Below are 20,899 nucleotides of genomic sequence, written 5' to 3'. Positions count from 1 at the left end.
GGCGGGCCGCCCACGACGCAGGGCAACGAGGAGGCTCCGCGCAGATGGAGACGACGAGTCGGACAGTCACCCACGAGGTGCCCGCCGATACCGGCCGGAAGGCCGACGGCTATCTGCTGGCCGCGTTCCCGTGGTACGGCCTCGATGAGGCGTTCACCGGGCCGCGGTGGTTGATGCAGGTTGGCACGGCCGCGGACGGCACCGTCGAGCACGGCGCGACCGGCCACGGCGCGGAGCCCAGCATAAAGGTGGAGTGCCAGGACGACGAGCGGTTCGCGGTGGTGGTGACGGTTGCCAGCCGGCCCGTGCGGCGCAGCGCGGACGGCACCGGTGTCCTGGAGGCCACCTCGGTCTCGACGGCGGCCTGGCTGGCCGGCTCCGGCCTCCTCGCCCACACCTGGCCGACGCAGATGGACCGCACGCTGCGCCAGGACTGGCTGGACCAGCAGACCATGCTGGCCTGGGAGTTGGCCGACGACCTCGGCGGGGACGGCTGGAGCGAGCTGATGCTCCCGGTGGACGGGGTGTCGACGCCGTTCTGCTACCGGGAGTCCGAGTACGGCTGGGTGCTTGCCGGGACGTCCGGTGAGGACGGTCCGGAGGGCGCCGACGGGGTGCACCTCGGCGCCTACGGGCGCGGGATGAGCGCGTACGGGCTGGGCTTCTCGGTGATCCAGGACCTGAGCGCGTACGAGGGCTGAGCACCCGCGCGCAGGGGGGCGTGCGCGAGGCGTCGCGCGCCCCTTTGTGCGGCGCGCGCGGCGCACACGAAAGGGCGGACCGTCGAGGGTCCGCCCTTTCCCGTGCCGTACGCGACCGGCGCGCGGCCGCGCGCGGGTCAGAACTTGTTGCGCGGAGTGATCCCCAGCGACATCCCGGACAGGCCGCGCTGGCGGCCGCCCAGCTTGCCGGCGATGGCGCGGATCGCGGAGCCGGCCGGGGAGTCGGGGTCGGTGAGCACCACCGGCTTGCCCTCGTCGCCGCCCTCGCGCAGCCGGACGTCGATCGGGATGGCGCCGAGCACCGGGACCTGCGCGCCGGTGGTCCGCGTCAGGCCCTCGGCGACCCGCTCGCCGCCGCCGGTGCCGAACACGTCGACCATCTCGTCGCAGTGCGGGCAGGGCAGCCCGGACATGTTCTCCACCACGCCGACGATCTTCTGGTGGGTCTGCACGGCGATCGAACCGGCCCGCTCGGCGACCTCGGCGGCGGCCTGCTGCGGGGTGGTGACGACGAGGATCTCGGCGTTGGGGACGAGCTGGGCCACGGAGATGGCGATGTCGCCGGTGCCGGGGGGCAGGTCCAGCAGCAGGACGTCGAGGTCGCCCCAGTAGACGTCGGCGAGGAACTGCTGGAGGGCGCGGTGCAGCATCGGGCCGCGCCAGACGACCGGGGCGTTGCCCGGGGTGAACATCCCGATCGAGATGACCTTCACGCCGTTCGCCGACGGGGGCATGATCATGTTCTCGACCTGGGTGGGCCGGCCGTCCGCGCCGAGCATCCGGGGCACCGAGTGGCCGTAGATGTCGGCGTCCACGACGCCGACCTTGAGGCCGTCGGCGGCCATCGCGGCGGCGAGGTTGACCGTGACCGAGGACTTGCCGACGCCGCCCTTGCCGGAGGCGACCGCGTAGACCCGGGTCAGCGAGCCGGGCTTGGCGAACGGGACCTCGCGCTCGGCGGTGCCGCCGCGCAGCGACGTCGCCAGCTCCCGCCGCTGCTCGTCGCTCATCACCTCCAGCTCGACCCCGGCGCGGGTGACGCCGGGCACCCGCTCCACGGCCTCGCGGACGCTGCTGATGATCGTCTCCCGCATCGGGCAACCGGAGACGGTGAGGTAGACCACGACCGCCACCGAGCCGTCCGCGGCGACATCCACCGATTTGACCATCCCCAGTTCGGTGATGGGGCGGTGGATCTCGGGGTCGTTGACCGTCGCGAGCGCTTCGCGGATCGCGTCCTCGCTCGGCGCGGAGCCGTTGGGCTGGGGCGTGTCTGTTGCCATGCACAGATAGTACGGCTGCACGAAGGGCGTCCCCAAGGGCCTCCCGAAGGGGTGGTGGTCGCCAGACGGGAGGGCGGTACGACGGTCGAGGGCGCCTCCGGAAAAGGTCCTCAACGGTCGCGTTCGGCACGCTCCGGGAACTCGCCGTCGGTGGTCTGCCGCGTCTCCAGTTCCCGCAGCAGCTCTTCGAGTTCGGAGCGCATCCAGTCGCGGGTGGCGACCTCGCCGAGGCCCAGCCGCAGCGCCGCGATCTCCCGGGTCAGGTACTCGGTGTCGGCGATGGAGCGCTCGTTCTGCTTGCGGTCCTGTTCGTGGGTGATCCGGTCGCGGTTGTCCTGGCGGTTCTGCGCCAGCAGGATCAGCGGCGCCGCGTAGGACGCCTGGAGGGAGAGCGCCAGGGTCAGGAAGATGAACGGGTAGGTGTCGAACCGCAGGTTGCCGGGGACGGTGACGTTCCAGCCGATCCACAGGATGATGGTGACCGTCATCCAGACGATGAAGCGGCCGGTCCCCAGGAAGCGGGCGATCTTCTCGGAGAGCCGCCCGAACGCCTCCGGGTCGTACTCGGGGAAGAAGGTGCGGCGCGGCACCCGCGGTTGGTCCAGCCGCGCCCGCGGCCGGGGCTCCGGCCCCCGGTGCCGCTCTCCGGCGCCGCCCCGGCGCACCGCCGAGGCGCCGTGCAGCCGCCGCTCCTTGGCGTTCTCCCGGTCCTCAGCGCCCATCGGCACCCTCTCCGCGCGCCCGGACGGTGCCGCCGTGGGCCTGCGGGCGGCCGTGCAGCCCGGCCTCCCGCCAGTCGTCCGGCAGCAGGTGGTCCAGCACGTCGTCGACGGTGACCGCGCCCAGCAGCGCCCCGCCCTCGTCCACCACCGGCGCCGCGACCATGTTGTACGCGGCCAGGTAGCTGGTCACCTCGGGCAGCGGGGTGTCCGGCCGCAGGGCCGGCAGGTCGGTGTCCACGATGAAGCTGACGAGGGTGAACGGCGGGTCGCGCAGCAGCCGTTGGAAGTGGACCAGGCCCAGGTACTTGCCGGTGGGGGTCTCGTCCGGCGGCCGGCAGACGTAGACCTGGGCGGCGAGCGCGGGGGAGAGGTCCGGGTCGCGCACCCGGGCCAGCGCGTCCGCGACGGTGGCGTCCGGGCGCAGCACGATCGGCTCGGTGGTCATCAGGCCGCCGGCGGTGCGCTCCTCGTAGGACATCAGCCGCCGGACGTCCGCGGCCTCCTCCGGGCGCATCAGGGTCAGCAGGCGCTCCTTCTCCTCCTCGGGCAGCTCGGAGAGTAGGTCGGCGGCGTCGTCCGGGTCCATCGCCTCCAGGACGTCGGCGGCCCGCTCGTCCTTCAGTTTGCCGATGATCTCGACCTGGTCGACCTCGGGGAGCTCCTCCAGGACGTCGGCCAGCCGGTCGTCGTCGAGCGCCGCGGCGACCTCGCCGCGGCGCTTGGGGGAGAGGTGGTGCAGCACGCCGGCCAGGTCGGCGGGGCGAAGCTGCTCGAAGGTGGCCAACAGGCTCTCCGCGCCCTGCCCGTGCTCCTCCAGGGAGAAGCCGGTCACCGCCGACCACTCGACGGTCAGCACCTCGCCCTTGCGGCGCAGTGGGCCGCCCTTGCCGCGCCGGACGAAGACCTTGTCGATCTCCCAGTCGCGGCGGGCCGGGAGTTGGGTGATGCCGATGTCGAGCACGGTGACCTCCTCGTCGGTCCCGACCATCCGCACCCGTCGGTCCAGCAGTTCGCCGAAGACCAGCGTCTCGGAGGCCCGCTGCTCGAAGCGGCGCATGTTGACCACGCCGGTGGTGACGATCTGGCCGGACTCGACGCCCGTCACCCGGGTCATCGGCACGAAGATCCGGCGCCGGCTGACCACCTCGACGACCAGCCCCAGCAGCCGCGGTGGGCGGTCGCCGACCCGGAGCAGTACGACCAGGTCGCGCAGGCGGCCGACCTGATCGCCGTTGGGGTCGAACACGGCCACGCCGGAGAGGTGGGAGACGAAGATCCGGGGAGTGACCACCGCCATGGAGAGCGCCGCCCTTCTCCCTTTCCGTCCTGATTGCTCCGCTGTTGATCAGAAAACAACGCCTTGGTTCGGGTTCAGGCTAACCCGTCGGGGTGGGCCGCGCCCCGGCGGGAACGGCCGTATGGTGGCCGGCCGGAAGCGGGCCTGGGGGCCGTCGCCCCCCGGGTACGCTGCCGTGAGCTGTCGAGGTCACCCGCATCAGGAGGCAGAGCCGACGTGAGCGCCATCCCCCCGGACACCACCCGCCGACCGCCGGCCGGATCCCGACGGCCCGGGCTGGTCGCGCGGGTGGCGGCGGCGTGCGCGGCGCTGACCGCGACGGTGGCCGGCTGCGCGGAGGACCCGGACGCCGGCACCAACGGGGTCGGCAAGCTGCCCGCCGCGCAGATCGCGGCCAAGGCGAAGGCCGCCGCCGCCAAGGCCGACACCGTCCACCTCTCCGGAAAGGTCGTCAGCCAGGGCAGCACCTACACCCTGGACATGCGGCTGGCCGGGGACGGCGCCCGGGGTGAAGTGGCCACCCAGGCCGCCTCGTTCCAACTGCTGCGGGTCGGCAACGCGCTCTACCTGAAGGCCGATGCCTCCTTCTGGGCCGGGGAGAAGGCCGGCGCGGGCGGCGGCAGCGCGGCCAAGCTGGGCGACAAGTACGTCAAGGTGCCCGCCGCCGACCCGGTCCACCAGCGCTTCAGCGGCTTCACCGACAAGGACACCCTGCTCGCCGGGTTGCTCGGGCTGCACGGCGAGTTGACGGCCGGCAACCGCGGGACGGTGGACGGGCACCGCACCGTCCAGGTGGCTGCCGGCGCCGGCTCCGGCGGCACTCTCGACGTCTCCCTGGAGGGCACCCCCTACCCGCTGCGGCTCCAGCGCGCCGGCGGCGCGGGCGAGCTGAAGCTCTCCGACTGGGGCAAGGGCGTGGACCTCAAGGCCCCCGACAAGGAGCAGGTCGTCGACTACGGCCGGAAGATCGCCGGCGCCAACTGACCGGCCGCGGCCGGGCCGTCAGCCCTTGCGGCCCCGGCGCAGCAGCTTCGGCAGCGCGGCCGGCACCGGCCGGCGGGTGAGCGCGGGCGAGGCCAGCGGCGGCTCGGCGTGCGGGCCGTCCGGCATCCGGCCCGGGCGCTGCACCGCCTCGCCGGCCGGGACCAGCCGCAGCACCCGGCACTCCCGGGCCCAACGCGCAACGAGCGTGTCGGAGTCCGGGGCGTTGAGCCGCTTGCCCTTCAACTCCTCGACGGTGGCCCGCCACTCCTCGCTGTCGGGCGCCAGCTCGCGGACCGCGGCCGGCCAGGCGACGAGCCGGCCGCCCTTGTCCTTGCTGCGCACGGTGACCGTCGCGGTGCCGCCGTCGGCGAGCCCGAGACCGGCCAGCGGCTGCTCGGCCCCGACGCGCTCCCGGCCGGCGTCCTCGGCGGCGCCCACCAGGCAGACCGCCCCGTCGTGCCAGACGTGCCACAGCGCCCGCGCCGGGCCGCTCGCCCCGCGCACCCAGACCAGGCCGGACTTCTTGGTGGCCTCCTCGATGAGGGCCTGATCCAGCAGGGTCTGCGACACCGTCTCCGTCATGGTCCGTAGCCTAATCGGCCGACTGGAAGGGCAGCCCGCCGGCGCTACAGCCAGCCGTTGCGCTTGAAGCCGCGGTGGATGCCCAGGCAGATGCCGACGGTGACCAGCAGCACCGTCGGGTAGCCGTACTTCCACTCCAGCTCCGGCATGTACTTGAAGTTCATGCCGTAGACGCCGGCGATCATCGTCGGGACGGCGAAGATCGCCGCCCAGGCGGTGATCTTGCGCATGTCCTCGTTCTGCGCCACGGCGGCCTGCGCGAGGTTGGCCTGGAGAATGGAGTTCAGCAGGTCGTCGAAGGACAGCACCTGCTCGTTGACCCGCGCCAGGTGGTCGGCGACGTCCCGGAAGTACTTCTGGATGTCGCTGTCCACCAGCCGCATCGGCCGCTCGCTCAGCAGCTGCATCGGCCGCAGTAGCGGGGAGACCGCGCGCTTGAACTCCAGTACCTCGCGCTTGAGTTGGTAGATCCGCCCGGCGTCGCCGCCCTTCGCGGCCCCCTTGCCGCCGCTGCCCCTGCCGGTGGTGCCCGAGCTGAAGACGTCGATCTCCACCTCGTCGATGTCGTCCTGCACCGCGCCGGCCACCGCCATGTAGCCGTCCACGACCTGGTCGGCGACGGCGTGCAACACCGCGGACGGGCCCTTGGCGAGCCGCTCCGGGTCCTCCTGGAGGCGGTGCCGCAGCGCGCGCAGCGAGCCCTGGCCGCCGTGCCGGACGGTGACGATGAAGTTCGGCCCGGTGAAGCACATCACCTCGCCGGTCTCCACCACCTCGCTGGTGGAGGTCAACTCGGCGTGCTCGACGTAGTGCACGGTCTTGAAGACGGTGAACAGGGTGTCGTCGTAGCGCTCCAGCTTGGGCCGCTGATGGGCGTGGACGGCGTCCTCCACGGCGAGCGGATGCAGCCCGAACTCCCGGGCGATGCCGGCGAATTCGGCCTCGGTCGGCTCGTGCAGGCCGATCCAGACGAAGCCCCCGTCGTCGCGGACGCCGGCGATCGCCTCAGCCGGGGTGGGGTGTCCGGCGACCCGCTGACCGTCGCGGTAGATGCCGCAGTCGACGACCGCGCTGTTGGGGCAGGCCGCGGCGGCGGAGGCACCGCGGTAGGGGGAGTCGTCGCGGCGCCGGGCGGGACGGACGGCGGCGCGCAGGTCGCGAATCATCGACATGGCAGGCTCCTTCGGGCCGGCCGTCAGCGGCGAGCGCAGGCGCAACGCGGCCCGGAACGAGGACGTACGCGGCGACAAGCAGCCATACGTCCGCAAAGCGGGCGGCGCTCGGTGCGGTGCTACCGACGGCAGTTCGCTGACAACACGGAAGTAAGAGTCGAGGGCGCTCTTCCGTCATCTGCGTCCGGAGCAAAAGAACTTCAAGCGTTTCGCCGCTGTGCGGCGGGGTACGGAAGCTCTCGGATCAGAAGGCTCGCCTGGCGAGCGGGACGACGGGAGAACTATCGGTACTGCACGGTCGACTCGGATCCACCGCAGCCCCACCTCCTCCGGCCGGTCCCCGTTGGGGGACGTTCGTCTTTCCCTGACCAGACGGCAAGGCTATCAGCCGCCCGAAGCGCTGTGACGCCCCTTTGCCCGTTCCATAACGAACCGCTCCCCGGCATGTGACGGGGGTCTCTCCGGCGGCCGTTGGGCGGCGCGGCCGGCCCCGGGCCCGACGCCTATGCTCGCCGCATGTCTGACGTTCTTGAGTTGGTCGAGGCCCGGTTGCGCACGGCGCTGGGCGAACCGGACGCGCGCGCCGCCATCACCTTCCTCGGCACCGACCGCATCGAGGTGCTCCGCTTCGTCGACGGCGACGTGCTCCGCTACGCCACGCTCGGGATGTCCGCCCACCCCATGAACGACCCTGCGGCGGTCCTGGCCGATCCGCACCGCGGCCCCCGGGCCGAACTCCTGCTCTCGGTGCGGGGCGGTCGCGCGGACACCGACAAGGTCCTCCGCCCGCTCGCCGTTCTCGCCGCGTCGCCGCAGGTCGAGGGCGTGATCGTGGCCCCCGGGGCGTCGCTGGACGTGGGCGAGCCGCTGTGGCCGGGGGCGCCGTTCACCTCGGTGCTGGTGGGCGCGGCCGGTGGCCTCGTCGAGGACCTGGAGCTGGGCGAGACGGGGCCGCACGGCGCGGCGCTGGACCCGGTGCGGTTCCTGCCGCTGCTGCCGATGACGCCCAACGAGGCCGCCTGGAAGCGGGTGCACGGCGCCGAGGCGCTGCAGGCCCGTTGGCTGGAGCGGGGCACCGATCTGCGCGATGCGCTGCGGGCGGGCGTGGCCCTGGACTGAACGGGCCCGGCCCCGCCCACCGCGCCTGCCGCGCGTCGGACGGGGCGTCAGTTCCCTTCCCCTGCCTACTGGTTGGCGAAGACCGCGGCGCCGTCCTCGGTCGCGTGCCGGGGTGCGAGCTCCTCGGTCCGCAGCGTCAGTGACCGGCGGCGGACCGCGACGATGCCGGCGCCGATCGCCGCGGCCAACGCCGCGACCACGAACGGGACATGGAGATCGGTCCACTCCGCGATCTTCGGGGCGAGGAACGGCGCGGCCGCCGCCGCGAACCACCGCACGAAGTTGTACCCGGCGCTGGCCACCGGCCGCGGCGCATCCGAGACCCCGAGCGCCAACTCGGTGAAGACGGTGTTGTTCAGGCCGATGAAGGCGCCGGAGAGGACGGTGCAGACCACCGCGGTGGTGTGGTCGCCGTAGCCGAGGACGACCAGGTCGACGGCGAGCAGTAGCAGTGAGCCGCCCAGCACCCGCAGCGAGCCGAAACGCCTCTGGAGCCGGGGCGCCAGCACCACCGAGAACAGCGCCAGCAGCACGCCCCAGGCGAAGAACACCCCACCCGACCTGTACGGCGAGAGGTTCAGCACGAACGGGGTGAACGCCAGCACGGTGAAGAACGCGTAGTTGTAGAAGAACGCGGAGACCGCGGCCGAGGCCAACCCGCCGTGGCCGAGCGCCCGGACGGGGTCCAACAGCGAGGTCCTGCGGGCGGGTCGGGGCTGCTCCTTGAGGAAGACGGTGATGGCGAGGAACCCGATGGCCATCAGGGCCGCGGTGCCGAAGAAGGGGTAGCGCCACCTCATGTTGCCCAACACCGCGCCCAGCAGCGGGCCGCAGGCCATCCCGAGCCCGAGCGCGGACTCGTAGAGCAGGATCGCCGCCGCGCTGCCCCCGGCCGCGGCTCCCACGATCACCGCCAACGCGGTGGAGACGAAGAGCGCGTTGCCCAGGCCCCAACCGGCGCGGAAGCCGACCAGTTCGCCGACCGAGGACGAGGTGCCGGACAGCGCGGCGAAGAGCACCACCAGGGCCAGCCCGGCGAGCAGCGTCTTGCGGCCGCCGATGCGACTGGAGACGAAGCCGGTGACCAGCATCGCCACCGCGGTGATCAGGAAGTAGGAGGTGAACAGGAGGGAGACCTGGCTGTTCGAGGCGTTCAGGCCCTTGGCGATGGACGGGAGGATCGGGTCCACCAGTCCGATGCCCATGAAGGCGACGACCGAGGCGCCCGCGGTGGCCCAGACCGCCATGGGCTGCCGGAGGAGCGAGGCGCCGCCGCCCCCCTTCAAGGGATCGCGGGTGTCACCGCCGTGACCGCTCTGCTGCATGCCGGGGTTCCCCTTCCTGTCTCCACGCTCACCGAAATCGTTGCTAATTACACACGATAGGTTAGATGGTCTAAAGAATGCAATCTGCAACTAGTTTTCCGGGGGTGGGGATTCGCGCGTCACGGAAACCGGCCAAGTGTGCGGTGCGGTACGTGAGGAGGGGCACACTGGTCGAGTGATCGTCCTTGACGGGGCGGCGGCTCAGGAGGACCGTTGGTCCTTATGAGGGGCGAACCCAGTTGCCCGAAGTGCGGAGGACGGGTAAGGGCGCCCGGTCTCTTTTCCGATACCTGGCAGTGTGCCGCCCATGGCACCGTGCACCCACTCCAGCCGGTCGTTCCGCCGAGCGTCGAGGCGCTCGGCGTCGTCGTGCACCGGGCGCAGGTGCCCGTGTGGATGCCCTGGCCGCTGCCGGTCGGTTGGCTCTTCACCGGCGTGGCCTGCGCCGGCGACGACCGCAGCGGCGGTCGGGCGACCGCGGTGGCCTGCTCCGGGCCCGGCCCGCTGGGCGGACCCGGTGAACTCCTGCTGGTCGCCGAGGAATTGGGTGTGGGGCTCGGCTCCCGATATGCCGGTATCGACGGCCCCGACCCCGGCCCGCACCTGCGCGTCGACCGGCCGCCGCACGTCAAGGTGCTCGCCGCCGGCCGCCCGACCCCGATGTGGCAGGTTCATGGCGCGCCCGCCGACCGTGCGGTCTTCGCCGGCGAGGCCCGGGGGCTGTGGCTGTGGGCCGTCGCCTGGCCCGAGCAGTCCGGGCTGCTGATGTACGACGAGCTGGTGCTCACGGATCTGCGGGAGGCCGGCGCCGAGGTGGATCTGCTGCCCTGCGGGGCGCTCTCGCCGAGGATCCTGAGCTGACGAAGCCGGCACGGCTACGGATCATCGGGCGGGGCGTCGGGCCGGAGGCGGGGCCGACTGGCGGGGGCGGGTCCGGCCGACCGGTATCCTTCTGTAGTCCGTGGTAGTGCCCCGCAGTCCTTACGGGGTGGTTCCCGGTGCGGTGTCCGCTTTGCGGCCCGCCGCCGTATCCGTCCCGCAGCAGTCTGGAGAACGTGCCGTGCGTATCGATCTGCACACCCACTCCACGGCCTCCGACGGCACGGACACCCCCGCCGAGCTGGTGCGCAACGCCGTCGCCGCGGGCCTGGACGTGGTCGCGCTGACCGACCACGACACCGTCGGCGGCCACGCCGAGGCGCGCGCCGCGCTCCCCGAGGGGCTGACGCTGGTCACCGGCGCCGAGCTGTCCTGCCGGCTCGACGGGATCAGCCTGCACATGCTCGCCTACCTCTTCGACCCCGACGAGCCGGAGCTGGCCCGCGAGCGGGAGTTGGTCCGCGACGACCGGGTGCCGCGCGCCCGGGCCATGGTCGGCAAGCTGCGCGAGCTGGGTGTGCCCATCACCTGGGAGCAGGTGGCGCGGATCGCCGGCGACGGCGCCGTGGGCCGCCCGCACATCGCCACCGCCATGGTCGAGTTGGGCGTGATCGACTCGGTCTCCGACGCCTTCACCTCCGAGTGGCTGGCCAACGACGGCCGGGCGTACGTCGAGAAGCACGAGCTCGATCCGTTCGACGCGATCCGGTTGGTCAAGGCGGCCGGCGGGGTCACGGTCTTCGCCCACCCGCTCGCCGTCAAGCGCGCCGAGTGCCTCCCGGAGAGCGCGATCGGGAAGCTGGCCGAGGCGGGGCTGGACGGCGTCGAGGTCGACCACATGGAACACGACGCCCCGACCCGGGCCCGGCTGCGCGGACTCGCCGCCGAACTCGGCCTGTTGACCACCGGCTCCAGTGACTACCACGGCAGCCGCAAGACCTGTCGCCTCGGCGAATACACCACCGACCCGGAGATCTACGGGGAGATCGTGCGCCGGGCCACCGGCGCCTTCCCCGTCCCCGGCGCGGGCGGCTGAGCCCCGCCGGCACCGGCCGCCCGGCCGTCCGCCGTACCGCGCGCCCGCGCCTGAGCCGGGCGTGCCGCGGCGCGCCTTCCTCCCCTTCTTCTTTCTCACGGGGCCGTTCGTCGGCCGCGCCGCATCCGGTCCCGTGCGTCCCCCTCCGTTCGCCCGTACCACCGCAAGGCCAGCACTGTGTTCGACGTCGCCGTCTTCAGTACCCTCTTCGTCACGCTATTCGTGATCATGGACCCCCCAGGGATCACCCCGATCTTCTTGGCCCTGACCTCCGGCCGGCCGGCCAAGGTGCAGCGCAAGATGGCCTGGCAGGCCGCCACCGTCGCGTTCTGCGTGATCGCCGTCTTCGGCCTCTTCGGCAAGCAGATCCTCGGGCGGTTGCACATCTCCACGCCCGCGTTGATGATCGCCGGCGGGCTGCTGCTCCTGCTTGTCGCGCTGAACCTGCTGACCGGCAAGTCCGAGGAGCCGACCCAGACCAAGGACGTCAACGTCGCGCTGGTGCCGCTGGGCATGCCGCTGTTGGCCGGGCCCGGCGCGATCGTCTCGGTGATCCTCGCGGTGGACCACGCGCACAGTGTCGCCTCCCAGGTCGCGGTCTGGTCGGCGATCGCGGCGATCCACGTGGTGCTGTATCTGGCGATGCGGTTCTCACTGATGATCATCCGCGTGATCAAGGACGGCGGGGTGGTCCTGGTGACCCGGCTGGCCGGGATGATGCTCTCCGCGCTCGCCGTGCAGCAGATCATCAACGGCGTGACGCAGGTGATCCAGGGGACCTGAACCCCTCCCGGACACCGCGAAGCCCCCGTACGGCAGGTCCGTGCGGGGGCTTCGTGCGTCGTCGGCACCGCGCGTTACGTCATCGTCCGGGGCGCGGTCGGCGGCCGGCGGTCAGCGCGCGGCGGCGGTGTCAGCAGGGCGGATGTAGATCCGCTGTCCAATGGCGGCGGCCTGCTGCACGATCTTGTTGACGGAGGCGGCGTCCACGACGGTGCTGTCCACGGCGGCGCCGTCGGCATCGTCCAGGCGCATGATCTCGAAGCGCATACGGGCTTCTCCCTTCGTCTGATCCTCCTGTGGAGATCTCTTCGAGCGGATCGCCCGGCATCGTCGTCGGGCGTTCCGTACGGGTACAACGAGCCTAGAGCTGAAATGATTCCCTACGCTAAGGAAATTTTTTCATGGGCTAAGGAATCTGGCACGGGAACCGCTGTGGAACTGCTGTGGTTGTGCCTGTCCAGCGCCCGCCCGGACAATGGGTCCGCAATGAACGACCGCCAGCCCACGGGCACCACCGACCTCGCGTCGCTCGCCGCCGGCATCGAGCGCACCAACGAGCTGCTCGCCCGGGTCCTCGCGGAGGTCGCCACCACACCGTCCACCCACGCGGTCTTCGCCGACGCCGGCTACGTCTACGCCGCGGCCGGGCGGCTGGTCGCCGGCACCGAGGACCGCAAGGCGTTCGGGCTGGACGCCGAGGGGCTCATCGAGGCGTTCATCGACAAGGCGCGCACGATCTTCCCGGACAGCCGGCTGCTGCGGGTCTACTGGTACGACGGCGCCCGCCGTCGGATCCACACCCCGGAACAGCAGCGGATCGCCGAGCTCCCCGACGTCAAGGTCCGGCTCGGCAACCTCAACGCCCACAACCAGCAGAAGGGCGTGGACTCGCTGATCCGCAGTGATCTGGAGTCGCTGGCCCGGCACCGGGCGATCAGCGACGCGGTGCTGATCGGCGGCGACGAGGACCTGGTCTCCGCGGTGGAGGCGGCCCAGGGGTACGGCGCCCGGGTCCACCTGTGGGGCATCGAGGCCGCCCCGGGCGGCCGCAACCAGGCCGAGCCGCTGATGTGGGAGGTGGACAGCGCCCGCACCTTCGACCTGGACTTCTGCAAGCCCTATGTGACCCGGCGGACGGCCGGCGAGGGCGCGGAGGCGGGGGCCGGCGAGGGGCCGGTGCCGTCCCGCGAGGAGGTCCGGTTCGTGGGGGCGCGGGTCGCCGCGCAGTGGCTGTCCGAGCGCGGCCCGGCGTGGGTGGCCGAGCTGCTGCCCGGCCACCCGTATCTGCCCGGCACCGTCGACCAGGAGCTGCTCACCGCGGCGGAGGCGCTGCTCAACCACTCGCTGCGCGGCCACGCCGACCTGCGGCGGGTGCTGCGCGACGGGTTCTGGGACCACGTCCACGGGCGCTTCTAGCCGTCGCGGACGCGGCGGCGGTCAGCCGACCGCGCGCCAGAAGTCCGCCAGCGCCGTCGCGGTCCGCTCCGGCCGTTCGGCGTTGGGGGAGTGTTCGGCGCCCTCGATGACGGTGCGGTGGGCGCGGAGCCGGCGGGCCATCGCGTCCATCAGCGGCACCGGCCAGGCGTAGTCGACGGCCCCGGAGACGACGTGCACCGGCAGCCCGGTGCGGGCCAGCTCGTCGACCCGGTCCGGCTCGGTGAGCATCTGCCGGCCGGTCGCGATCAGCTGCTCGGGGACGGTGTTCAGCCAACGTTGCCGCAGGAACGCGGCGATCTCGGGCGCCTGCGCCTCCGGGGGCGACCCCGCCGCGGTGGTCCCGGCGGCGTCGGTCGGCGCGGGGTCCAGGGCCCGCATCGCCTCCCACACCCGCTCCATGGTCATCGTTCCGAGCGCGTCGATCAGCATCCGCACCCGGTGCTGCTGGGCCGGATCGATGGCCGCCGGCCCGGAACTGAGGACCGTGAGCGAACGGAACGCCGCCGGCTCGCGCAGCGCGGCGGCTCGGGAGACCAGTCCGCCCAGGGAGTGCCCCAGCAGGTGCGGCGGGTCGCCGTCGGGCGTCCGTACGGCCCGCGCCTGGGCCAGCACGTCGAGCGCCAACTCCCGCTGTTCGTAGGCCCGTTGGTCGCGGGGGCTGGGGGACTCGTGCTGTCCGCGGCCGTCCACCGCGACCGCCCGGAACCCGGCCGCGGCCAGCGGCGCCAGCAGGGCGATGAAGTCCTCCTTGCTGCCGGTGAACCCGGGCACCAGGAGGGCGGTGCCGACAGGGGTGCCGTCGGGGCGGGCGTCGTGCACGGCGAACCCACCGCGCTCGGTGTCGAGCCGGTGCGCGCGGGCGCACGACGGCAGGGTGAGGGTGGGCGGCGTGCTCATGGGGTGAGGTTATCGGGCGCTGACCGGCGCAAACGCGTTCGGGAGGGCGGCGCGGCCCGGCCCGGCGAGCGCCCCCGGAACGCCGGCGACCCGGCGCCCGCGCGAGGCGGGGCCGGGTCGTCAACTGCCGTTGGTGGAGCGGGAGATCAGCCCTCGGCGGGGGCCTCGGCAGCGGCCGTCTTCTTGGCGGTGGTCCGCTTGCGGGTGCGCTTGGGCTTGGCCTCCGCGCCGTCCACTGCCTCCGGGGCGTCCGCGGCGACCTTCGCGGCCGCGGTCTTACGGGTCCGCTTCGGCTTGGCGGGGGCCTCCTCGGCACCCTCGACGACGGCCGGCTCGGCGGCAACGGCCTTGGCCGCGGCCGTCTTTCGGGTCCGCTTCGGCTTCGCCGGCGCGGCGTCGGCGCCCTCGGCGGTCTCCACCGCGGCCTCGGCCGCGGGCTTGGTGGCCGCCGCCTTACGGGTCCGGGTGCGCTTGGGCTTGGCCGGCGCCTCCGCCTCCGCGACGTCGGTGCCCTCGGCGGTCGCCACGGCGGCCTCGGCGGCCTCCGCGGGGGCCGTCTTCTTGGCGGCCGTCCGCTTACGGGTGCGCTTGGGCTTCTCCGGAGCGACCTCGGCCACGGTCTCCTGCGCCGCCTCGGCCACGGCCGCCGGGGCCTCCGCCGCCTCGCTCACCGTCTCCGCGGCGGCCTTGGCGGCACTGCGGGTACGGCGCCGGCGCGGCTTGGCCGGCTCGGCGTCCGGCTCGGCCGCGGGGGCCGGCACCGCGGCCGCGGCGACGGCGTCGCCGGCGTCGGTGTCCGCGGGCTCGATGACCGCGGACTCGCCGGTCGTGGCCTGGGTCGCGTCGGCCGTCACCGCGCCGCGGGTACGGCGCCGACGCCGGGGCGTCCGCCGGGCCGGTGCCTCGGTGTCCTCGGCGGTGCTCACCGCGGTGTCCGCGGCATCCGTCGCCTGCGGCGCGGCCGCCGACTCCTCGACCAGTGCCCCGCCGCGCGTCCGGCGCCGCTGGCGCGGCGTCCGGGTGCGCCGGGGCTCCTCCTGGACGTCCCGCTCGGCGCGGCCGCCGGGCCGACGGCCGCGTCCGCGGCCCCCGGTCTCGCCCAGGTCCTCGACCTCTTCGGCGGCCAGCCCGGCCCGGGTCCGCTCGGCGCGCGGCAGCACGCCCTTGGTGCCCTCGGGGATGTTCAGCTGCGCGTAGAGGTGCGGCGAGGTGGAGTAGGTCTCCTCCGGCTCGTCGAACGACAGCTCCAGCGCCTTGTTGATCAGCTTCCAGCGCGGGATGTCGTCCCAGTCGACGAGGGTGACCGCGGTGCCCTTGGCGCCCGCCCGGCCGGTGCGGCCGATGCGGTGCAGATAGGTCTTCTCGTCCTCGGGGGACTGGTAGTTGATGACGTGCGTCACGCCCTCGACGTCGATGCCGCGGGCGGCGACGTCGGTGCAGACCAGGACGTCGACCTTGCCGTTGCGGAAGGCGCGCAGCGCCTGCTCGCGGGCGCCCTGGCCGAGGTCGCCGTGGACCGCGCCGGACGCGAAGCCGCGGCGGGACAACTGGTCGGCGATGTCGGCGGCGGTCCGCTTGGTGCGGCAGAACACCATCGCCAGCCCGCGGCCCTCGGCCTGGAGGATGCGCGCGACCATCTCCGGCTTGTCCATGGAGTGCGCGCGGTAGACGTGCTGGGTGATGTTGGCGACCGTCGCGCCCTGGTCGTCCGGGGCGGTGGCACGGATGTGCGTCGGCTGCGACATGTAGCGGCGGGCCAGCGAGATGACCTGGCCGGGCATGGTCGCGGAGAACAGCATGGTCTGCCGCTTGGCCGGCAGAAGCTGGATGATCTTCTCGACGTCGGGCAGGAAGCCCAGGTCGAGCATCTCGTCGGCCTCGTCCAGGACGAGGGAGCGCACCCGCGACAGGTTCAGCTTCTTCTGGCCGGCGAGGTCGAGCAGTCGGCCGGGCGTGCCGACGACCACGTCGACGCCCTTCTGGAGCGCCTCGACCTGCGGCTCGTACGCGCGGCCACCGTAGATCGCCAGCACCCGGACGTTGCGGACCTTGCCCGCGGTCAGCAGGTCGTTGGTGACCTGCTGGCACAGCTCACGGGTGGGCACCACGACGAGGGCCTGCGGCGCCTCGGTGAGCTGCTCGGGGGCGGCCCGGCCGGCCTCGACGTCGGCGGGGACGGTGACCCGCTCCAGCAGCGGCAGGCCGAAGCCCAGCGTCTTGCCGGTGCCGGTCTTGGCCTGGCCGATGACGTCATTGCCGGAGAGGGCGACGGGGAGCGTCAGCTCCTGGATGGGAAAGGGGGAAACGATGCCGACGGCTTCCAGGGCCTCGGCGGTCTCGGGGAAGATCCCGAGTTCTCGAAACGTCGTAGACAGAGTCTTGCCTCTTCTGTGAGACGCGGAGAGAGGCGGCGGAGGGGGTCGTACCGCACCGTCGTACGGGTTCGTACGGCGCCGGCCCGAGGGGGCCGGACGGGGCGGGACCACTGCCGTCGCTCAGGCGCTCTCGCCGCGAGCGGTGTCCCTCCTGCCGCGCGTACGTGGACACGCGCCGCGCGAAGGGCGGTCGGTTGGAGCCGATCGGGCCACCGACCGGGCATCCGCTTTCGTGGAACGACCCACCGATACTCGGCGGGTCCTTTAGCACTGTACCCCGGAAATCGCCTGTGAATCCGAAGGCGTGTATGGCTGAGGAATTCATCACGGCACGCCGGAGCGGTGTCGACGATCACACGTACGGGTGGCCGAGCCGTGGCTGACCAGGGCCTTCCATGGCCCGTCAAGCGGGCTATTGTGCGGTCATGGAGACGCCTGACAACGCCGCTGCTGACGCGCAGGAACACACCGGAATCGCCGCCCAGGACTGGGCACGGGCATCCGCGGACCCGCAGTACCGGGCCGCCGTGATCGATCTGCTCGGCGCGCTCGCGTACGGCGAGCTGTCCGCCTTCGAGCGCCTGGCGGAGGACGCCAAGCTGGCCCCCACGATGGACGACAAGGCCGAACTGGCCAAGATGGCCTCGGCGGAATTCCACCACTTCGAGCGGCTGCGGGACCGGCTCTCGGAGATCGAGGCGGAGCCCAACGAGGCGATGGAGCCGTTCGCCGCGGCGCTGGACGAGTTCCACCGCCAGACCGCGCCGTCGGACTGGCTGGAGGGCCTGGTCAAGGCGTACGTCGGCGACTCGATCGCGAGCGACTTCTACCGGGAGGTCGCCGCCCGGCTGGACGCCGACACCCGGGACCTGGTGCTCGCGGTGCTGGACGACACCGGGCACGCCACCTTCGCGGTGGAGAAGGTCCGGGCGGCCATCGACGCCGATCCGCGGGTCGGCGGGCGGCTGGCGCTGTGGGCCCGCCGGCTGATGGGCGAGGCGCTCTCGCAGGCCCAGCGGGTGGTCGCGGACCGTGACGCGCTCTCCACGATGCTGGTCGGCGGCGTCGCCGACGGCTTCGACCTCGCGGAGGTGGGCCGGATGTTCTCCCGGATCACCGAGGCGCACACCAAGCGGATGTCGGCGCTGGGCCTGGCGGCCTGAAGGCACACCGGCGACGGACACCGGACGGTCAACAGGCCGTCCGGTGACGCTTGAGCGGGGCGGACGGGCGGCGGGGCCGGCGGCGCGGCGGGCGCACCAGGACCGACAGCAGCGCCGCGCCCACCGCGACCGCGGCGACCATCACCTGCCACGGGTGGTCCGGGCCCAGGATCGAGCGGGTCAGCAGCGCGCCGAGCAGCGCGGCGACGGGGCCCGTGGCCAGCGTCAGGGTCGGGTCGGGAAACCGCTCCGGCAGCCAGCGCCGGGCGGACAGGGCGATGGCGTATCCGACGATCACGGCGCCGAGCGCTTCCCAGATCATGGCGTTCCCTCCCGCTGACGAGGCCGATCGGTCGAACAAATCGGTCGTAGGCGGTCGTACCCAAGGGCCGCCGGCGACAACCCTCCGGCGGGGCCCGCTTGTCCGGCCAGCGTGCGCCCTCGTCCGGCCATCGGGCAAGGGATTTCGGCCGCGCGCTGACGACGACATGGGGCGGCGGCCCGGAGAGAAGTGTCTCCGGGCCGCCGCCCCATGCCCCTACTCAGCGCCGTCGGCGCCGACGTGGCCCGCCGCTCAGGGCGCGCCGAAGCCGACCTTGCGGGTCGACGGCTCGCCGATCTCCACGTAGGCCACCCGGTCCGCCGCTACGAGGACCTTGCGACCGTGGTCGTCCACGAGGGCCAGCAGCTCCGCCTTGCCGGACAGCGCCTCGCTCACTGCGCGCTCGACCTCTTCGGCAGACTGCCCGCTCTCCAGAACGATCTCGCGGGGCGCGTGCTGCACGCCGATCTTGACCTCCACGGCTTCTGTCCCTCCGAATGCTCTGGGGTTCCCCCAGCGTCGGCTGGGGAAGGTGCGCGGCCAACCGCGCGGTACGCAGCACACATTAGCCCGGTACGGGGACGGAGAACGCCGCCGTCGCCCACGCCAGCAGCGAACACGCTCAGTGTGTGTCGCTGCCGTGCAGCGGGAATCCGGCGATGCCCTTCCAGGCGAGCGAGGTCAGCAACTGCACCGCGGTGCTCCGCGGGACGGTGCTCTCCGAGGACAGCCAGTAGCGGGCCACCACCTGGGAGACCCCGCCCAGGCCCACGGCCAGCAGCATCGACTCGTCCCGGGAGAGCCCGGTGTCCTCCGCGATCACCGCGCTTATCGCCTCGGCGCACTCCAGGGACACCTTGTCCACCCGCTCACGCACGGCCGGCTCGTTGGTCAGGTCCGACTCGAAGACCAGCCGGAAGGCGCCGCCGGGGTCCTCCACGTACGCGAAGTAGGCGTCCATCGTGGCCGCCACCCGCTGCTTGTTGTCGTTGGTCGACTCAAGCGCCGCGCGCACCGACTGCAGCAGGGCGTCGCAGTGCTGGTCGAGCAGGGCCAGGTACAGCTCCAGCTTCCCGGGGAAGTGCTGGTAGAGCACCGGCTTGCTGACGCCCGCCCGCTCGGCGATGTCGTCCATCGCGGCCGCGTGGTAGCCCTGCGCGACGAAGACTTCCTGGGCCGCGCCCAGGAGTTGGTTCCGTCGGGCTCGGCGTGGCAGGCGTGTGCCTCGCGGGCGCGCGGCCTCGGTCTGCTCGATGGCGCTCACGCTGCCTCCCAGTGATCGTTCCGTTCGCGGTCCGTACAAGGTGGTGAACCGCGGCCGTCATCGTACTTTTGGGTAACGGGACTGTGCGCGGTACGCGGCGAGAAATTCTGCCCGGCCCCGTTCCTCGATGCCGACATAACGCCCCAGGTCATCGGTATTCGTCTTCGTTGAGCTCGACGACCCGGGCCTGTTCGGCGCGGTCCGCCTCGTTCGCCGAGTAGTCCCCGCCGGTCATGGTGTCGTCGCGCTGAGGTGCGAGATCGGCGTGCTGCTCGGCGGCGTCGGCCTCCGGGGCCTCCACGTCGAACGGGCCGGCCGCCGGGGCCTCGGCCGCTTCCTCGAAGGTGTCGGGATCTGTCGGGTCGACGCGCATGGTGGCTCCCTTTCCGGTGCTTTCCGGGGCGTGGCCCGTCGTGGGCGTTCGCCCTGATACGAGCCTAGGAGAGCGGTTGCGGCGGCGCGATGCGGTGTGTGACCGCGAACACACAATCGGGGGCGTGATCGTCTCGTAACATCGACAGTATGTCTTCGACCGAGTCGCCGGACACCGCGACAGCCGCCGCCCTCCCGGTGCCGCCGGCCGGAGCGGGCGCCCCGGACGAACTGGTCGACTGGGTCGCGTTGGCCTCGCCGCCGCGGCTGACGCTGGCCGTGCGCAGCCCGGCCGACCGCCCGGAGACGCAGGCGGGCGCCGCCGCGCCGGACCGCGAGCCCGCGCTCTTCGTCCACGGCCTCGGCGGCTCGTCCCAGAACTGGTCGGAGCTGATGTCCCTGCTCGCCGACCGGCTGGACGGCGTGGCGCTCGACCTCCCCGGCTTCGGCGAGTCGCCGCCGCCGGACGACGGCAACTACGCGGTCTGCGCGCAGGCCCGGGCGGTCATCCGCTACCTCGACGCGACCGGCCGCGGACCCGTCCACCTCCTCGGCAACTCCATGGGCGGCGCCGCCGTGACCCGGGTCGCGGCCGTCCGCCCCGATCTGGTCCGCACCCTCACCCTGATCTCGCCCGCGCTGCCGGAACTCCCGCCGCAGCGCACGGCGCTGCCCACCGCGCTGCTGGCGATCCCCGGCGTGGCCCGGCTGTTCGCCCGACTCACTCGCGAGTGGACGCCCGAGCAGCGCACCCGCGAGGTGCTGGCGCTCTGCTACGGCGACCCGGCCCGGATCACCCCCGAGGGCTTCGGCGCCGCCGCCGAGGAGTACGCTCGACGGCTTCAACTCCCCTATTTCTGGGAGGCGATGGAGCGCGCGACGCGCGGTCTGGTCAACGCCTACACGCTCGGCGGCCAGCACGGCCTGTGGCGACAGGCCGAACGGGTCCTGGCGCCCACGCTCCTCGTCTACGGTGGGCGCGACCGCCTGGTCTCCTCCCGGATGGCGCGGCGGGCGGCCGCGGCGTTCCGCGGCTCACGGTTGCTGACCCTTCCGGAGGCGGGGCACGTGGCGATGATGGAGTATCCCGAGGCCGTGGCGCGGGCGGTGCGCGAACTGATCGATGCGGCGGGCGCCCGGCCCGCCGCGGACGGGGGCTGACCGG

22 protein-coding genes are annotated in these 20,899 nt (G+C 72.8%); 9 read left to right on the top strand and 13 right to left on the bottom strand.

All coding sequences use genetic code 11. From position 1 onward, the window contains the following. The first annotated feature begins 44 nt into the window (after positions 1–44). Positions 45–701 carry a hypothetical protein gene (locus tag PV796_RS14315; RefSeq protein WP_274913472.1) on the top strand — a complete coding sequence of 219 codons (657 nt, stop codon included), beginning with the start codon at positions 45–47 and terminating at the stop codon, positions 699–701. A 137-nt stretch (positions 702–838) separates the two neighbouring features. On the opposite strand, the gene PV796_RS14310 is transcribed toward PV796_RS14315, so the two are convergent. The 3 genes from PV796_RS14310 to PV796_RS14300 all read right to left on the bottom strand — a co-directional run bounded on the left by PV796_RS14310 (position 839) and on the right by PV796_RS14300 (position 4,024). Further along, positions 839–2,005: an Mrp/NBP35 family ATP-binding protein gene (locus tag PV796_RS14310; protein WP_274913471.1), complete on the bottom strand. Its 1,167-nt coding sequence runs from the start codon at positions 2,003–2,005 to the stop codon at positions 839–841. Between the two features lie 110 nt (positions 2,006–2,115). Next, positions 2,116–2,727 (bottom strand): DUF1003 domain-containing protein, encoded by a 612-nt coding sequence (locus tag PV796_RS14305; RefSeq protein WP_274913470.1) that lies wholly within the window; start codon positions 2,725–2,727, stop codon positions 2,116–2,118. Beyond that, entirely contained in the window at positions 2,717–4,024 is a 1,308-nt protein-coding gene (locus PV796_RS14300) for a magnesium transporter MgtE N-terminal domain-containing protein (protein WP_274913468.1), read from the bottom strand. Before PV796_RS14300 ends, PV796_RS14305 begins: the two co-directional genes overlap by 11 nt. Positions 4,025–4,240: 216 nt before the next feature. Between PV796_RS14300 and PV796_RS14295 the strand changes: the two genes are divergently transcribed. Beyond that, positions 4,241–5,008 carry a hypothetical protein gene (locus PV796_RS14295; RefSeq protein ID WP_274913466.1) on the top strand — a complete coding sequence of 256 codons (768 nt, stop codon included), beginning with the start codon at positions 4,241–4,243 and terminating at the stop codon, positions 5,006–5,008. An 18-nt stretch (positions 5,009–5,026) separates the two neighbouring features. Here PV796_RS14295 and PV796_RS14290 read toward each other — a convergent pair whose 3' ends face one another. After that, a complete protein-coding gene (locus PV796_RS14290; protein WP_274913465.1) occupies positions 5,027–5,590 on the bottom strand; it encodes a hypothetical protein in 564 nt (187 codons plus the stop codon). Between the two features lie 44 nt (positions 5,591–5,634). Continuing rightward, the gene (locus tag PV796_RS14285; RefSeq protein ID WP_274913464.1) at positions 5,635–6,762 is read right to left on the bottom strand and encodes a magnesium and cobalt transport protein CorA; all 1,128 of its coding nucleotides are present in this window, start codon (positions 6,760–6,762) and stop codon (positions 5,635–5,637) included. Positions 6,763–7,278: 516 nt separating this feature from the next. On the opposite strand from PV796_RS14285, the gene PV796_RS14280 reads away from it, so the two are divergent. Further along, a complete protein-coding gene (locus PV796_RS14280; protein WP_274913462.1) occupies positions 7,279–7,881 on the top strand; it encodes a suppressor of fused domain protein in 603 nt (200 codons plus the stop codon). A gap of 65 nt (positions 7,882–7,946) precedes the next feature. Here PV796_RS14280 and PV796_RS14275 read toward each other — a convergent pair whose 3' ends face one another. Beyond that, entirely contained in the window at positions 7,947–9,206 is a 1,260-nt protein-coding gene (locus PV796_RS14275) for an MFS transporter (RefSeq protein ID WP_274913460.1), read from the bottom strand. Positions 9,207–9,428: 222 nt separating this feature from the next. Here PV796_RS14275 and PV796_RS14270 point away from each other — a divergent pair, with 222 nt between their 5' ends. The 3 genes from PV796_RS14270 (at position 9,429) to PV796_RS14260 (ending at position 11,904) form a co-directional block, all read left to right on the top strand. Further along, complete coding sequence (locus PV796_RS14270) at positions 9,429–10,067, top strand: DUF6758 family protein (RefSeq protein ID WP_274913459.1); 639 nt, start codon at positions 9,429–9,431, stop codon at positions 10,065–10,067. 199 nt (positions 10,068–10,266) lie between these two features. Then, entirely contained in the window at positions 10,267–11,121 is an 855-nt protein-coding gene (locus PV796_RS14265) for a PHP domain-containing protein (protein ID WP_274913457.1), read from the top strand. Between the two features lie 177 nt (positions 11,122–11,298). Continuing rightward, entirely contained in the window at positions 11,299–11,904 is a 606-nt protein-coding gene (locus PV796_RS14260; RefSeq protein WP_274913455.1) for a MarC family protein, read from the top strand. Between the two features lie 111 nt (positions 11,905–12,015). Here PV796_RS14260 and PV796_RS14255 read toward each other — a convergent pair whose 3' ends face one another. Beyond that, on the bottom strand, positions 12,016–12,171 hold the full coding sequence (locus PV796_RS14255) for a hypothetical protein (protein ID WP_274913454.1): 156 nt from the start codon (positions 12,169–12,171) through the stop codon (positions 12,016–12,018). A 219-nt stretch (positions 12,172–12,390) separates the two neighbouring features. Here PV796_RS14255 and PV796_RS14250 point away from each other — a divergent pair, with 219 nt between their 5' ends. Then, entirely contained in the window at positions 12,391–13,320 is a 930-nt protein-coding gene (locus tag PV796_RS14250; RefSeq protein ID WP_274913452.1) for an NYN domain-containing protein, read from the top strand. 21 nt (positions 13,321–13,341) lie between these two features. On the opposite strand, the gene PV796_RS14245 is transcribed toward PV796_RS14250, so the two are convergent. Together PV796_RS14245 and PV796_RS14240 are read right to left on the bottom strand one after the other, a co-directional pair. Continuing rightward, on the bottom strand, positions 13,342–14,238 hold the full coding sequence (locus tag PV796_RS14245) for an alpha/beta fold hydrolase (protein ID WP_274913451.1): 897 nt from the start codon (positions 14,236–14,238) through the stop codon (positions 13,342–13,344). Between the two features lie 146 nt (positions 14,239–14,384). Continuing rightward, positions 14,385–16,724, bottom strand: a complete 2,340-nt coding sequence (locus tag PV796_RS14240; protein ID WP_446750594.1) for a DEAD/DEAH box helicase — start codon at positions 16,722–16,724, stop codon at positions 14,385–14,387. 314 nt (positions 16,725–17,038) lie between these two features. Between PV796_RS14240 and PV796_RS14235 the strand changes: the two genes are divergently transcribed. After that, positions 17,039–17,776, top strand: a complete 738-nt coding sequence (locus PV796_RS14235; RefSeq protein WP_274913450.1) for a ferritin-like fold-containing protein — start codon at positions 17,039–17,041, stop codon at positions 17,774–17,776. 28 nt (positions 17,777–17,804) lie between these two features. On the opposite strand, the gene PV796_RS14230 is transcribed toward PV796_RS14235, so the two are convergent. From PV796_RS14230 to PV796_RS14215, 4 genes are all read right to left on the bottom strand, one after another. After that, positions 17,805–18,098 carry a hypothetical protein gene (locus PV796_RS14230; RefSeq protein WP_274913449.1) on the bottom strand — a complete coding sequence of 98 codons (294 nt, stop codon included), beginning with the start codon at positions 18,096–18,098 and terminating at the stop codon, positions 17,805–17,807. A 252-nt stretch (positions 18,099–18,350) separates the two neighbouring features. Continuing rightward, positions 18,351–18,578 (bottom strand): DUF3107 domain-containing protein, encoded by a 228-nt coding sequence (locus PV796_RS14225; protein ID WP_274913448.1) that lies wholly within the window; start codon positions 18,576–18,578, stop codon positions 18,351–18,353. Between the two features lie 142 nt (positions 18,579–18,720). Then, positions 18,721–19,362: a TetR/AcrR family transcriptional regulator gene (locus PV796_RS14220; RefSeq protein ID WP_274913447.1), complete on the bottom strand. Its 642-nt coding sequence runs from the start codon at positions 19,360–19,362 to the stop codon at positions 18,721–18,723. Positions 19,363–19,510: 148 nt separating this feature from the next. Further along, a complete protein-coding gene (locus tag PV796_RS14215; protein WP_274913446.1) occupies positions 19,511–19,735 on the bottom strand; it encodes a hypothetical protein in 225 nt (74 codons plus the stop codon). Positions 19,736–19,884: 149 nt separating this feature from the next. Here PV796_RS14215 and PV796_RS14210 point away from each other — a divergent pair, with 149 nt between their 5' ends. Then, on the top strand, positions 19,885–20,895 hold the full coding sequence (locus PV796_RS14210; RefSeq protein ID WP_274913445.1) for an alpha/beta fold hydrolase: 1,011 nt from the start codon (positions 19,885–19,887) through the stop codon (positions 20,893–20,895). Positions 20,896–20,899 lie beyond the last annotated feature (4 nt).

Origin of the sequence: Streptomyces sp. WZ-12, from assembly GCF_028898845.1 — a bacterium.
GTDB lineage: Bacteria > Actinomycetota > Actinomycetes > Streptomycetales > Streptomycetaceae > Streptomyces.
Note: the sequence above shows the minus strand (reverse complement) of the source record. Positions and strands in the feature narration are given on the sequence as shown.